The organism is Amycolatopsis sacchari, from assembly GCF_900114035.1.
GTDB classification, from domain to species: Bacteria; Actinomycetota; Actinomycetes; order Mycobacteriales; family Pseudonocardiaceae; genus Amycolatopsis_E; species Amycolatopsis_E sacchari.
The window spans coordinates 163,357-176,108 of record NZ_FORP01000006.1; the positions used below are offsets into that span (position 1 = coordinate 163,357).

Annotated in this window: 14 protein-coding genes; 5 read left to right on the forward strand and 9 right to left on the reverse strand. The window is 69.2% G+C overall.

Annotated features, from left to right (window positions below; genetic code table 11):
* The first annotated feature begins 30 nt into the window (after positions 1 to 30).
* Both trxA and BMZ92_RS12910 read left to right on the forward strand, forming a co-directional pair.
* Positions 31 to 357, forward strand: a complete 327-nt coding sequence (gene trxA, locus BMZ92_RS12905; RefSeq protein WP_091506619.1) for a thioredoxin — start codon at positions 31 to 33, stop codon at positions 355 to 357.
* Between the two features lie 209 nt (positions 358 to 566).
* A complete protein-coding gene (locus BMZ92_RS12910; RefSeq protein WP_091506621.1) occupies positions 567 to 1,712 on the forward strand; it encodes an N-acetylmuramoyl-L-alanine amidase in 1,146 nt (381 codons plus the stop codon).
* A gap of 347 nt (positions 1,713 to 2,059) precedes the next feature.
* On the opposite strand, the gene BMZ92_RS12915 is transcribed toward BMZ92_RS12910, so the two are convergent.
* Positions 2,060 to 2,707, reverse strand: coding sequence for a GNAT family N-acetyltransferase (locus BMZ92_RS12915; RefSeq protein ID WP_091506624.1), 648 nt, complete (start codon positions 2,705 to 2,707; stop codon positions 2,060 to 2,062).
* Between the two features lie 172 nt (positions 2,708 to 2,879).
* On the opposite strand from BMZ92_RS12915, the gene BMZ92_RS12920 reads away from it, so the two are divergent.
* Entirely contained in the window at positions 2,880 to 4,193 is a 1,314-nt protein-coding gene (locus BMZ92_RS12920) for an aminotransferase-like domain-containing protein (protein ID WP_091506626.1), read from the forward strand.
* A gap of 36 nt (positions 4,194 to 4,229) precedes the next feature.
* The gene (locus BMZ92_RS12925) at positions 4,230 to 5,180 is read left to right on the forward strand and encodes a D-alanine--D-alanine ligase family protein (RefSeq protein WP_091506629.1); all 951 of its coding nucleotides are present in this window, start codon (positions 4,230 to 4,232) and stop codon (positions 5,178 to 5,180) included.
* Positions 5,181 to 5,258: 78 nt separating this feature from the next.
* Here BMZ92_RS12925 and BMZ92_RS12930 read toward each other — a convergent pair whose 3' ends face one another.
* The 8 genes from BMZ92_RS12930 to rpmH form a co-directional block, all read right to left on the reverse strand.
* Positions 5,259 to 6,257 (reverse strand): ParB/RepB/Spo0J family partition protein, encoded by a 999-nt coding sequence (locus tag BMZ92_RS12930; protein ID WP_091506631.1) that lies wholly within the window; start codon positions 6,255 to 6,257, stop codon positions 5,259 to 5,261.
* Positions 6,254 to 7,156, reverse strand: coding sequence for a ParA family protein (locus tag BMZ92_RS12935; protein ID WP_245783029.1), 903 nt, complete (start codon positions 7,154 to 7,156; stop codon positions 6,254 to 6,256). The genes BMZ92_RS12930 and BMZ92_RS12935 overlap by 4 nt, the downstream gene beginning before the upstream one ends.
* A gap of 75 nt (positions 7,157 to 7,231) precedes the next feature.
* Positions 7,232 to 7,927 (reverse strand): 16S rRNA (guanine(527)-N(7))-methyltransferase RsmG, encoded by a 696-nt coding sequence (gene rsmG, locus BMZ92_RS12940; RefSeq protein ID WP_091506635.1) that lies wholly within the window; start codon positions 7,925 to 7,927, stop codon positions 7,232 to 7,234.
* A 154-nt stretch (positions 7,928 to 8,081) separates the two neighbouring features.
* The gene (locus BMZ92_RS12945) at positions 8,082 to 8,624 is read right to left on the reverse strand and encodes a Jag family protein (RefSeq protein WP_177228662.1); all 543 of its coding nucleotides are present in this window, start codon (positions 8,622 to 8,624) and stop codon (positions 8,082 to 8,084) included.
* Between the two features lie 27 nt (positions 8,625 to 8,651).
* Positions 8,652 to 9,749: a membrane protein insertase YidC gene (yidC, locus tag BMZ92_RS12950; RefSeq protein WP_091506639.1), complete on the reverse strand. Its 1,098-nt coding sequence runs from the start codon at positions 9,747 to 9,749 to the stop codon at positions 8,652 to 8,654.
* Between the two features lie 4 nt (positions 9,750 to 9,753).
* The gene (gene yidD, locus BMZ92_RS12955; RefSeq protein ID WP_091506642.1) at positions 9,754 to 10,071 is read right to left on the reverse strand and encodes a membrane protein insertion efficiency factor YidD; all 318 of its coding nucleotides are present in this window, start codon (positions 10,069 to 10,071) and stop codon (positions 9,754 to 9,756) included.
* Entirely contained in the window at positions 10,068 to 10,463 is a 396-nt protein-coding gene (gene rnpA / locus BMZ92_RS12960) for a ribonuclease P protein component (protein ID WP_091506644.1), read from the reverse strand. The genes yidD and rnpA overlap by 4 nt, the downstream gene beginning before the upstream one ends.
* Positions 10,464 to 10,487: 24 nt before the next feature.
* On the reverse strand, positions 10,488 to 10,631 hold the full coding sequence (rpmH, locus tag BMZ92_RS12965; protein ID WP_027941633.1) for a 50S ribosomal protein L34: 144 nt from the start codon (positions 10,629 to 10,631) through the stop codon (positions 10,488 to 10,490).
* Between the two features lie 505 nt (positions 10,632 to 11,136).
* Between rpmH and dnaA the strand changes: the two genes are divergently transcribed.
* Positions 11,137 to 12,741, forward strand: coding sequence for a chromosomal replication initiator protein DnaA (dnaA, locus tag BMZ92_RS12970; protein ID WP_091506646.1), 1,605 nt, complete (start codon positions 11,137 to 11,139; stop codon positions 12,739 to 12,741).
* Positions 12,742 to 12,752: the final 11 nt, after the last annotated feature.

Below are 12,752 nucleotides of genomic sequence, written 5' to 3' on the forward strand. Positions count from 1 at the left end.
ACGTCGCATCCCACAGGTAAGGAGAGAGTCATGTCCAACACGGTGAAGGTGACCGACAAGTCGTTCGCCGACGACGTGCTGACCAGCGAGACCCCGGTCCTCGTCGACTTCTGGGCCACCTGGTGCGGCCCGTGCAAGATGGTCGCCCCGGTGCTCGAGGAGATCGCGGGCGAGCACAAGGACAAGATCAAGGTCGCGAAGCTCGACATCGACGAGAACCCGGGCACGGCCCGTGACTACCAGGTCATGTCGATCCCGACGCTGATCCTGTTCAAGGGCGGCAAGCCGGTGAAGCAGATCGTCGGCGCGAAGCCGAAGGCCGCACTGCTTTCGGATCTTTCCGACGTTCTCGCCTGAGCGAGGCAACCTGGACCCGGGGGCCTGCGTCTTCTCAAGACGGCCCCCGGGTTCTGTGCTGCCCATCCCACGCGCGGGTGACGTACTGACCGGCCCTGCGCGGTCACGGAGAGTCCACAGGGCAGAATAAGGATCCGGGTCAGCTACCCGGAACTGTTTGCGCCGCACCGGATTCCCCCCGCCGGTGCCCAAGGAAGAGCGAGGAGTGCATGCGGGTACTCCGCCGCGGTGACGCCGGTGAAGACGTCGCTGAGATCCGGTCGATGCTGGTGTCGTTGGGCCTGCTCACGGCGCCCGGCGCCGCCGACGGACACGCACTCTTCGACCAGGAGGTCGAGCGAGCCGTCCGCGGTTTCCAGCAGCGCCGGGGCCTGATCACGGACGGCGTGGTCGGCCCGGCCACCTACCAGGTGCTGCGGGGCGCGACCTTCCACCTCGGGAGCCGTCCGCTCGCGTACCTGATCTCCTCGCCCGTCTCCGGTGACGATGTGTTCGCACTGCAGGACAGGCTCACCGAGCTGGGGTACGACGCGGGTCGCCCGGACGGGTTGTTCGGTCCACGTACCGAGAAGGCCCTTCGGAACTTCCAGCGCGACTACGGGCTCACCGTCGACGGCATCTGCGGCCCGGCGACCGTGCGCGCGCTGCGCCAGCTTTCGCCGCGGGCCCGCGGCGGCCGCCCGGTGTTCCTGCGTGAGCAGGAGCAGGTGCGGCAGGCCGGCCCCCGGCTGCGTGGCAAGCGCATCGTGATCGACCCGGGTCACGGCGGTCCGGACACGGGTGTCGTGGTCGAGGGCGTGCGGGAGGCCGACCTGGCGTGGGACCTCGCGCGCCGGCTCGAAGGCCGCATGAAGGCCACCGGCATGGAGGCCCTGATCTCGCGTGGCCCCGACCAGGGCCCGACCGAGGCCGAGCGGGCCGCGTTCGCGAACGAGGCGGGGGCGGACCTGTTCCTGTCCCTGCACTGCGACTACAACCAGTCGCCGCACGCCCAGGGCGTGGCGACGTTCCACTTCGGCAACGGCTACGGCACCACGTCGACGGTCGGGGAGCTGCTCGCGGGGTACATCCAGCGGGAGCTGGCCGCGCGGACGGGGCTGCTGGACTGCCGCACGCACGCGAAGACGTGGGAGATCCTGCGGCTGACGCGCTGCCCCGCGGTGCGCGTGGAGATCGGCTACCTGAGCAACCCGGGCGACCGGGCGCGGATGTCGGACCCCGCCTTCCGCGATGTCGTGGCCGAGGGCATCCTCGTGGCGGTCAAGCGCCTGTACCTCCTCGGCGAGGGCGACCAGCCCACGGGCACCTTCACCTTCGCGGACGTGCTGGCCCACGAGCTGGCGAAGGCCGAGTAGCTAGGGTTCGGCAAGAGAACGGCGATCCCGGCGGCCGCGTCGAGGGTTTCGCCGTCCGGCCTGCCCCGTCCAGGAGCCACTTCGGCGATGACGGTGGTGCTGCCGCGGCGGTCGGAGGCGTAGTGCAGCCCGTCGAACCGAACGTCCGCGTACCCCAGTGCGGCCGCCCCGAGCGGGGACACGTTGCCGGTCCCGTCGGTGTCGGCTGCTGTTCGTCTTGGCGCGCAGGCTCCCGACCACGTCGCTCGCTGCACATGGACCGAAACGAGCAGGAACCGCCCGAAGAGAGCAATCCACTCACATGGCTGTGTACAACTCTGCCCATCTGTCCACAGAACTGTGGACAACTAGGCGCGCAGGGTGCTCGGTTCCGCCGTGCGGATGGTGACCTGGTCGAGCAGCCGCTCCAACGCCGCCTCGACGTCTTCCTTCCACGAGATCGCCGAGCGCAGCTCCAGCCGCAGCCGCGGCCACTTGGGGTGCGGCCGCACGGTTTTGAAGCCCACGGCGGTGAGGAAGTCCGCCGGCACCACGCACGTGTGCCCCAGCGCGTCGTTCCCCGGCTCCTCGGGGTCCGCGTCCCCGAACGACTCGATGGCCCGCACACCGCGGCGCGTGAGGTCCTTCGCCACGGCCTGGACGAGCGTGCGCCCCAGCCCGCCACCGCGGAACTCCGGCAGCACGTGAAAACCCGTCAACAACACGGCGTCCGCGCTGGGCGGGGACGTGGGAAAGGCATTGGCGCGCGGCACGGCGTTCGGCGGCGCGTACAGCACGAAGCCCACGGGCAGGTTGTCGCTGTAGATCAGGCGGCCGCAGGAACCCCATTCCAGCAGCACGCTGGACACCCAGGCTTCCTTCTCGACCTCCGTCGACCCGAACTCCTCGGCCTGGGCCCGCAGGTGCGGCGCCAGTTCCCAGTAGACACACCGGCGGCAGTGCTTCGGCAGCTGCTCCAGGTTGTCCAGCGTGACGCCCACGACGCGACGCGACACCCGACCTCCCAGATCGCCGTGCAGGACCGGCCGACGGGCGTGACGTATCGTCACTAGATTTCGGCCGCTTCTGAGGATAGGCGTCTGTGACGCACGCCGAAAGGCCGCGAACGTCACAAGGAAGGGTGGTTACACTCGACTGACTGACCGCCGACACGCTTGCGAAGTGCTGATGACTGCCTCGATGCCCGAACGCTCCGGCCGCCACAACCTCGATCCGCACCTCGACCGGTACGCAGCGCGCACCGCGGGGATGACCGCGTCGGAGATCCGAGCGTTGTTCGCCGTGGCGAGCAGGCCGGAGGTCGTCTCGCTGGCCGGCGGCATGCCGAACCTCGCCGCGCTGCCGCTCGACAGCCTCTCGGCGCAGATGGCCGAGCTGATCGCCGAGGACGGGCTCGTGGCGCTCCAGTACGGCTCCGCGCAGGGCATCCCGGTACTCCGGGAGCAGATCTGCGAGATCATGGCCCTGGAGGGCATCTCAGCCCACGCTGACGACGTCGTGGTGACCGTGGGCTCCCAGATGGGCCTCGACATGGTCACCCGCATCTTCTGCGACCCCGGTGACGTCGTGATCGCCGAGGGCCCGTCCTACGTCGGGGCGCTCGGCTCGTTCGCCGCGTACCAGGCGCAGGTCGTGCACGTCGCGATGGACGACAACGGGCTCGTCCCCGAGGCGCTGCGTGACGCGCTCGCCCAGGCCGAAAAGGCCGGCCGCCGCGTCAAGTTCCTCTACACGATCCCCAACTTCCACAACCCCGCCGGCGTGACGCTCGCCGTCGAGCGGCGCGCGGAGATCCTGGCGATCTGCCGCGAGCACGGCGTGCTGGTCGTGGAGGACAACCCGTACGGCCTCCTCGGCTTCGACGGGCAGACCTACCCGGCGCTGCGCTCACTCGACCCGGAGAACGTCGTCTACCTCGGTTCGTTCTCGAAGACGTTCGCCTCGGGCCTGCGGGTCGGCTGGGTGCTCGCGCCCCACGCGGTGCGCGAGAAGCTCGTGCTGGCGGCCGAGTCCGCAACGCTGTGCCCGCCGACGCTGAACCAGCTGGTGGTCTCGCGGTACCTGGCGACGCACGACTGGAAGGGCCAGATCAAGACCTTCCGCGAGAACTACCGGGAGCGCCGCGACGCGATCCTCTCCGCACTGGAACAGCACATGCCCGCCGGCTGCAGCTGGACCCGGCCTGACGGCGGCTTCTACGTGTGGGTGACCGTCCCCGAGGGCGTGGACACCAAGGCGATGCTGCCGCGCGCGGTGACCGCCCGCGTGGCCTACGCGTCGGGAACCGGTTTCTACGCCGACGGTTTCGGCAGCAGGCAGATGCGCGTGTCGTACTGCTACCCGACGCCGGAGCGGATCCGCGAGGGCGTGCGCCGTCTCGCCGGTGTGCTCGAGTCCGAAATGGACCTGGTCCGCACCTTCGGTAACGTCAGCATGAAGCCGATTTCCGGGCCGGAGAACCCGTCTCCGGACACGGCCTGATTCGCTGTCCACATCAGACACTCAGGGGAGTACGGCGTGGTTGTGCCCACCGTGGCGGTGCTGGCAGGCGGCCTCTCGCACGAACGGGACGTGTCGCTCCGATCCGGCAGGCGGCTCTCCGCCGCACTGCGTGACCAGGGGCTGACCGTTGAGGAATGGGACACCGACGCCGGGTTGCTCGACCGGCTGCGGCGGGACCGGCCGGATGCGGCCGTGATCGCGCTGCACGGCGGTGAGGGCGAGAACGGCTCGGTCCAGACCATTCTGGAGATGCTGAAGGTGCCCTACGTCGGCACCAGCTCGCAGGGCTGCCGCCGTGCGTGGGACAAGCCCACCGCCAAGGCGCTCGTCGCCGAGGCCGGGTTCTCGACGCCGGACTGGGTGGCGCTGCCCAACAGCACCTTCCGCGAGCTGGGCGCCCAGCCGGTGCTCGACGCGATCGTCGAGGACCTCGGGCTGCCGCTGATCCTCAAGCCGGACCAGGGTGGTTCCGCGCTCGGCACGCAGGTCGTGCGGGACGCGGCCGAGCTGCCCGCCGCGATGGTCGGCTGCTTCGCGTACGGCGACACCGTGCTGGCCGAGCGGCTCATCGACGGTACGGAGATCGCGGTCGGCGTCGTGGAGCGCGACGGGGGCCCGCAGGCGCTGCCCGCCGTGGAGATCGTGCCGGAGAGCGGGATCTACAACTACACGTCCCGCTACACCGCCGGCCTGACCGACTTCTTCGCGCCCGCCCGGCTGCCGGAGGACGTGGCGAAGGCGGTGGGCGAGCTCGCGGTCGCCGCGCACCGGTTGCTCGGGATGCGGGACATCTCGCGGACCGACGCGATCGTCGCGCCGGACGGCACCGTGCAGTTCCTGGAGGTGAACTCCTCGCCAGGGCTCACCGAGACGTCGACGGTGCCGATGGCGATGGAGGCGGCCGGCACGAACCTCGGTGAGGTGTTCGCCGACCTGATTTCCCGCGCGATCGCCCGCGCTGCCTGACCAGACGAACGAAGGGGCCCTCCGCGAGTCGCGGAGGGCCCCTTCAGTTATTCATCACCGTGACGAAATGGCCTGGTGTCATCCATCATCGGAATCGTGTGTCCGATTTGCCGCTTCCGGCGCCATCAGGGCGACAATCCGCTCAAGATCGTCGACCGAGCCGAACTCGACGACGATCCGGCCCTTGCGCCGTCCGAGGTCGACCTTCACGCGTGTGTCGAAGGTGTCCGAGAGGCGCGTCGCCAGCTCCTGCAGCCCCGGCGCCTGAAGCGGCTTGCGCGGCTGGGCCTTCGGCTTGGCAGGCGTCTCGCTCTTCTTGAGCGTCACCGCCTCTTCGGTCGCACGCACCGAAAGACCCTCGGCCACGATGCGGGTCGCCAGCTCCTCCTGCGCCTCCGGGTCCTCCAGGGACAGCAGGGCACGGGCGTGGCCGGCCGACAGCACCCCGGCGGCGACGCGGCGCTGCACGGGGAGGGGGAGCTTCAGCAACCGGATGGTGTTGGTGATGACGGGACGGCTGCGGCCGATGCGGGTCGCCAGCTCCTCGTGCGTCACCTCGAACTCGTCGAGCAGCTGCTGGTACGCGGCGGCCTCTTCGAGCGGGTTCAGCTGGACGCGGTGGATGTTCTCCAGGAGGGCGTCCCGCAACATCGCCTCGTCGGCGGTCTGGCGCACGATCGCGGGGATCGTCTCCAGCTCCGCCTGCTGCGACGCGCGGAGACGCCGCTCGCCCATGACGAGCTCGTACTCGTTGTCCGGCAGTTCCCGGACGACGATGGGCTGCATGAGCCCGAACTCGCGGATCGAGTGCTCCAGCTCGGAGAGCGCCTCTTGGTCGAACACCTGGCGCGGCTGCTTCGGGTTCGGCCGGATCGCATTGATCGGCACCTCCCGGTAGACCGCGCCGGCGACTTCGCCCCCGGCCGGCTTGATCTCGCTGTTGGCGGCGAACCAGTCCTTCTCGCCGTTGCGCGAGGACGCCTCGGGCCGGGTTTCGGCGGGCGTTTCACTCGCCGCGGGTCCCGTGGGGATCAACGCCGCCAGGCCGCGGCCGAGCCCTCCTCTGCGCTCCGTCATAACGTTCCGCTCCTCGATCCGTTGGTGCTGCCGCGTTCGGCGATCTCCTTCGCGGCGTCCATGTAGCTCATCGCCCCTCGCGAGCCGGGGTCGTAGGCGAGCACGGTCTGGCCGTAGCTGGGCGCCTCCGACACCTTCACGTTGCGGGGGATGACCGTCTTCAGCACGACGTCGCCGAAGTGACCGCGCACCTCGGCGGTCACCTGGTCGGCCAGCTTGGTCCGGCCGTCGTACATCGTGAGCAGGATGGTGGAGACCGTGAGCGCGGGGTTCAGGTGCTTCTGCACGAGGTCGATGTTGCTCAGCAGCTGCCCGAGACCCTCCAGCGCGTAGTACTCGCACTGGATCGGGATGAGCACCTCGCGGGCGGCCACGAGCGCGTTCACCGTGAGCAGGCCGAGCGAGGGCGGGCAGTCGATGAAGACGTAGTCGACGCCGATCTCGTTGAAGGCGTCCGCCGACAGCGACTCCTTCAGCCGGGACTCGCGGTTCTCCATCTCGACGAGTTCGATCTCGGCACCGGCGAGGTCGATCGTCGCGGGCACGCACAGCAGGTTCGGGGACTGCTCGCTGACGGCGGTCGCCTCGGCGAGCGAGACCTCCCCGAGGAGCACCTCGTAGACCGAGGGCGTCCCGGAGCGGTGCTCGATGTTGAGGGCGGTGCTGGCGTTGCCCTGTGGGTCGAGATCGATCACCAGGGTCTTGAGGCCGTGCACCGCGAGCGCGGCGGCGAGGTTCACCGCACTGGTGGTCTTCCCGACGCCACCCTTCTGGTTGGCGACCGTGAAGACGCGCCGGTGGTCCGGCCGGGGCAGGCTGTTGGGTTCGGGATGCAGAACGCGCGCCGCGCGCTCGGCTTCTTCGGCGATCGGGGTCCAGTCTGACGAAGGCGGGGTCACCGGCCGAGCCACCTCTCTGGTATCGACACTCCACCGCGCACGTCGCACGGTTTCACGTGGAACATGGCCATCTTTTCATCCCGCTCGCTTCGGCCGGGCACCGACGGTGTTGCGCCGCCGTTTCCCCTGCGCCGGTGTCCGCGGGCGGATTCGCTCGACAATCACAACGGTCGTGGGGACCTCCACGAGGCCGACCCCACATTCGGAGACCTTCGCTTCACCGCCACCGGCACGGGCGACAGCGGTCGCGTCGCGGGCGATTTCGTCCCGCGCACTGGCCCCCTTCAATGCGAGCATCATGCCACCCTCGCGCAGCAAAGGCAGGCACCAACCCGCGAGGCGGGCCAGGGGAGCGACCGCGCGGGCCGTCACGACGTCGACCTCACCGACCTCCGCCCGGACGGCACGCTCCTCCGCGCGACCACGAATCACGCGTACGTCGAGATCGAGTTCGTCGACGACCTCCGTCAGCCACTCCACCCGCCGCGCCATCGGCTCGACGAGCGTGAGCTCCAGATCGGCGCGTGCGATCGCCAGCGGGATGCCGGGCAGTCCGGCGCCCGAGCCGACATCGACCACACGCGCACCCTTCGGGACGCACTCTCCGATGACGGCGGAGTTGAGCAGGTGGCGCTCCCAGAGCCGGTCGACCTCGCGTGGGCCGATCAACCCCCGCTCGACCCCATGTCGTTCGAGCAGCGCCGCGAACCGCTCCGCGTCCGGCAGCCCGGCGCCGAACACCTCGGCCGCCGAGCCTGGCACGTCTCCCACTCGTCACCCCGTTTCACGTGAAACCACTTCTGCCGATTGTCCCTGACGCCAACATCAAGAGGGGGAGGCGGACCCGTTTCACGTGAAACAGGACGCACAAAAAAGAGCGGCCCGCCGGTTCGTCCGGCGGGCCGCTCTTCGGGTTCCTGGTTTGTCAGTCCTCGTCGTCGGGGAGGACCACCACGCGACGCTTGGGCTCCTCGCCCTCACTCTCGCTCCGCGCGCCCTTCACGGTGGCGACCGCGTCGTGCACGACCTTCCGCTCGAACGGGCTCATCGGCTGCAGGCGGACCTTCTCGCCCGTCGACACCACCGTCTCCGCCGTCGACCGGCCCAGCTCGTGAAGCTTCTCACGACGGGCGGCCCGCCAGCCCGCGATGTCCAGCATCAGGCGGCTGCGCGTGCCGGTCTCCTGCTGCACCGCCAGCCGGGTCAGCTCCTGCAGCGCCTCGAGCACCTGCCCGCGGTTGCCGACGAGCTTCTCCAGATCGTCCCCGCCGTCGATGCTGACGACCGCCCGGCCCGCCTCGACGTCCAGGTCGATGTCCCCGTCGTAGTCGAGCAGGTCCAGCAGCCGCTCCAGGTAGTCACCGGCGATATCGCCCTCCTGCACCAGGAGGTCGGCGCCCGTCGGCCCGTTCTCGTCGTCGCCGGGCTTGTCCTGCTCGGTCTCGACAGCCTCGACCGTCTCCGACATCATTCGTCTCCTTCCCCGGGGAAGCCGTCAGCGACGCTTCTGCCCCGAGCCTTTCTGTCCTGAGTTCTTGCCACCGGAGCCCGGCTTCTTCCGCTGCTGCGCCGCACCGTTCTGCGGGCGCTGCGGTTGCTGCGCGAACCGGTGGGGGGAGCCTGCCTTCGAACTGCGCTTGCCGTTACCGCTCGACGCCGCCGTGGCACCGCCGCCTTCCGGCTTGTCCTCCGTGGTCACCTTGGGCTGCTGCGCCGGCTTCTGACCGGGCTTCGGCTTGGCACCCGGCTTCGGGGCGAGCGCGTCGCGCTTCTCCTTGGCCTCGGCCTTCTTCGCGGCCTCTTCCTTGTCGATGCGGGTGTAGACCAGGCGCTGCTGCATCAGGGTCCAGCCGTTGTTCGACAGCCAGTACACGAGCAGACCGATCGGGAAGAAGGCACCGAACACGAGCACGCCCAGCGGGAAGACGTACATCGTCAGCTTCTGCATCATCGCGGCCTGCGGGTTGGCGTCGGTGGCCGCCGCCGCCTGGCGGGCCGCCGAGTGCCGCGCCGTCAGGTGGGTCAGCACGCTCGCGAGGATCATCAGCGGAACCGCGACCGGGGCCACGTGCCAGTTCCAGCCGCCACCGGTGCCGCCGAGGACCGACGCGTGGTGGATGGCGTCGCCGATGTTGACGCCGAACAGCTTCGCGTTGACGTAGGACTCGACGCCCTGCTGGTCGAAGAAGTAGTTGTTGGTCTTCGGGCCGCCACCGGCGGGCTGGATGCTGAACGCCCGGAGCACCCAGTTCAGACCGATGAAGACCGGGATCTGCAGCAGCATCGGCAGGCAGCTGCCCAGCGGGTTGACGCCGTGCTCCCGCTGGAGCTTCTGCATCTCCGCGGCTTGGCGCTGCTTGTCGTTCGCGTACTTCTTCTGGATCTTCTTCAGTTCCGGCGCGAACTCCTGCATCTTCTTCATCGACCGGACCTGGTTCACGAACGGCTTGAACATGATGCCGCGGACCGTGAACGTCAGGAACATGATCGCGAGGATCCAGGCGATCGCGTTGTTGTCGCCGAAGACGAAACCGAAGACTTTGTGCCAACACCAGAGGATGAAGGACACGGGGTAGTAGATGAAGTTGAGCACTGAGCTACTCCTCGGTTGACAAACCAGGTCTGGTGTGGCGCCAGGAGAACTTCTCGGGCACCGGGTCGCGGCCGGGTGGCGTCCACGGACCGCAGCGCAGCAACCGGCGCAGCGCGAGGTACGAACCCCGCGCGGCGCCGAACCGGGTCAGGGCCTCAACCGCGTACGTGCTGCAGCTCGGGTAGAAGCGGCAGCTCGGCGGGAGGAAGGGGGAGATGCACTTCCGGTAGAAGCGCAGGGGGAGCAGCAGGATCCAGGCGACCGGACCCGGGCGGTGAGCCTCCTGGGTCTCGTCGCCGATCGCGGTCGTGTGTTCGTTCACACCGCCGGCCCATCTTCGTCGTTGTCGGAGCAGGCCTTGCGCCGCTCCGTGAGGAGGCCGAGCCGCCGCAGTGCCGCGTCGAGGTCGGCGCCGAGTTCGGCGCTGGACGCGGTGGCCGCCGGCGGCAACGCCCTCACGACCAACGAGCTGCCGGGCGGCACGGTTCCGAGCCGGGCGGCGACGAGGTGCCGCAGTCGCCTGCTCACCCGGTGCCGCACGACGGAGTTGCCGACGGCCTTGCTCACCACAAAACCCGCCCGCGTGCTTGACGCGGGCGGGTCGGGAACCACCAGTGCGTGCACCACCAGGCGCCGCCGCCCGGCGCGGGATCCGCGGCGCATGACCTCGCGGAAATCCTCACTTCGCCGCAGGCGCGCGGCAGGGGGCAGCATGGGTTGCGCCTGGAGGTGGCGCGATCAGGCGGACAGCTTCTCGCGGCCCTTGCGACGACGGGCCGCGAGGATCGCCCGGCCGGCGCGGGTGCGCATGCGCAGCCGGAATCCGTGCGTGCGGGCGCGTCGGCGGTTGTTCGGCTGGAAAGTGCGCTTACCCTTGCTCACGACTCTGCTTCTCCTGCTCTCGACATACCGGCGGTACGAGGAACCACCGTCAGGTCTGGTGTGTCCCTGCGGCTCGTGAACGCGGACACGCGAAGGTGCCCGCGGCAAGCGGGGACTTTACGAGGGTACGCACCCGCTCAGGTGACCCGCCAGCCACCCCCCTGTAGTGCGCGGACCGGCACTTTCGGGCATTCACCGCACCGCAGGGCGCGGGCCGGGTGGCGGGCGGGGGCGGGTCGTGGAATCCTTCTGCACCAGGCGTCTTGTCTGGCAGCGCGAGGCTTTGTTAGCGTGTCTCCTCTTGAGTCACCCGTCCGTGGGGCTCGGCGCCGCCGGCGAAAGGTGCGGAGGATCTTGCTGGCGTAGGTTGCACCCGCAGGTGGAGTCGCTGTGGGTCGCCGTACATTAGTGCACAGTTGTGGACAACTCTGTGGATGGCCGCTGCCCGCGACCGTGGCCGAGGGGTGGTTCCGCCTGGGGTGACGAGGGGAGGGGAGCTGAAGCGGTGTCCGAGCACCAGATGAATCTGGGTGTCGTCTGGGAGCAGGTGGTCCGTGAGCTGTCCGACGGGACACTCTCCCCCCAGCAGCGCGCCTGGATGCGCGTCACCCGTCCGATCGGTCTGCTCGACGGCACCGCGCTGCTGGCCGCCCCCAGTGACTTCGCGAAGGAAGCCATCGAGCGCGCGCTGCGTGAACCGATCACGCACGCCCTGTCCCGCCGCCTCGGCCGTCCGGTGTCGCTGGCGGTGAAGGTCGACACGGCCGAGGTGCCGCCTCCGCCGCCGCAACCCCAGTACGCACCGTCACCCGCTCGCGTGGACAACGTGCCCGCGGAAGCCCCGGCCCGGCCGGTGATGCCGCCGCTCGACGACGGCATGCTGCCGCCGATGCGGCGCACCCGCGTCCAGGCCGAGCCCGCGAAGCCGATCCTCGCGCCCGTCGACGACGACGGAGACGAAGAAGTGGACGAAGAGGGCGACGCGCTCGCCGCCGCACACGAGATCTGGCCGATGTTCTCCGGACAGCCGGTCGCCGGCCAGCCGTACACCGCGCCGGCCCAGCCGCAGACTTCGAAGACGCGCCTGAACGAGAAGTACACGTTCGACACCTTCGTCATCGGCGCCTCGAACCGCTTCGCGCACGCGGCCGCCTTCGCCGTCGCGGAAGCGCCTTCCCGCGCGTACAACCCCTTGTTCATCTGGGGCGAGTCCGGGCTGGGGAAGACGCACCTGCTGCACGCGGTCGGGCACTACGCGCAACGGCTGTTCCCCGGGATGCGCGTGCGTTACGTGTCGACCGAGGAATTCACCAACGACTTCATCAACTCGCTGCGCGACGACCGCAAGGTGGCGTTCCAGCGCCGCTACCGCGACATCGACATCCTGCTTGTCGACGACATCCAGTTCCTGGAAGGGAAGGAAGGAACCCAGGAGGAGTTCTTCCACACCTTCAACACGCTCCACAACGCGAACAAGCAGATCGTCGTGTCCTCGGACCGGCCGCCCAAGCGGCTGGAAACCCTGGAGGACCGGCTGCGCACGCGGTTCGAGTGGGGACTGATCACCGACATCCAGCCGCCCGAGCTGGAAACCCGCATCGCGATCCTGCGGAAGAAGGCCGCGCAGGACCGGCTCGCCGTGCCTGGTGAGGTGCTGGAGTTCATCGCCTCGCGCGTCGAGGCGAACATCCGCGAACTCGAAGGCGCGCTCATCCGCGTCACGGCGTTCGCGTCGCTGAACCAGCAACCGGTCGACGTCGGCCTGGCGGAGATCGTGCTGCGCGATCTCATCCCCGATTCGCAGGCGCCGGAGATCAGCGCCCCGACGATCATGGCGACGACGGCGGAGTTCTTCGACGTGACGATCGACGACCTCTGCGGTCCCGGCAAGACGAAAGCGCTCGCCACGGCGCGGCAGATCGCGATGTACCTGTGCCGTGAACTGACCGACATGTCGCTGCCGAAGATCGGCCAGACCTTCGGTGGTCGAGACCACACCACCGTCATGCACGCGGACAAGAAGATCCGCAAGGAAATGGCGGAGCGGCGCCGGATCTACGACCAGGTGCAGGAACTGACCTTCCGCATCAAGCAGCGCGCTCGGCAGTAGCCGCGCACTGC

What these genes read in the sequence shown, in the direction of transcription:
- BMZ92_RS12945 (WP_177228662.1), bottom strand. Translation starts at nt 8,624, where the DNA reads ATGTCGGAGACGGTCGAGGCTGTCGAGACCGAGCAGGACAAGCCCGGC.
- BMZ92_RS12930 (WP_091506631.1), bottom strand. Translation starts at nt 6,257, where the DNA reads ATGACGGAGCGCAGAGGAGGGCTCGGCCGCGGCCTGGCGGCGTTGATC.
- BMZ92_RS12920 (WP_091506626.1), top strand. Translation starts at nt 2,880, where the DNA reads ATGACTGCCTCGATGCCCGAACGCTCCGGCCGCCACAACCTCGATCCG.
- BMZ92_RS12910 (WP_091506621.1), top strand. Translation starts at nt 567, where the DNA reads ATGCGGGTACTCCGCCGCGGTGACGCCGGTGAAGACGTCGCTGAGATC.
- rnpA (WP_091506644.1), bottom strand. Translation starts at nt 10,463, where the DNA reads ATGCTGCCCCCTGCCGCGCGCCTGCGGCGAAGTGAGGATTTCCGCGAG.
- trxA (WP_091506619.1), top strand. Translation starts at nt 31, where the DNA reads ATGTCCAACACGGTGAAGGTGACCGACAAGTCGTTCGCCGACGACGTG.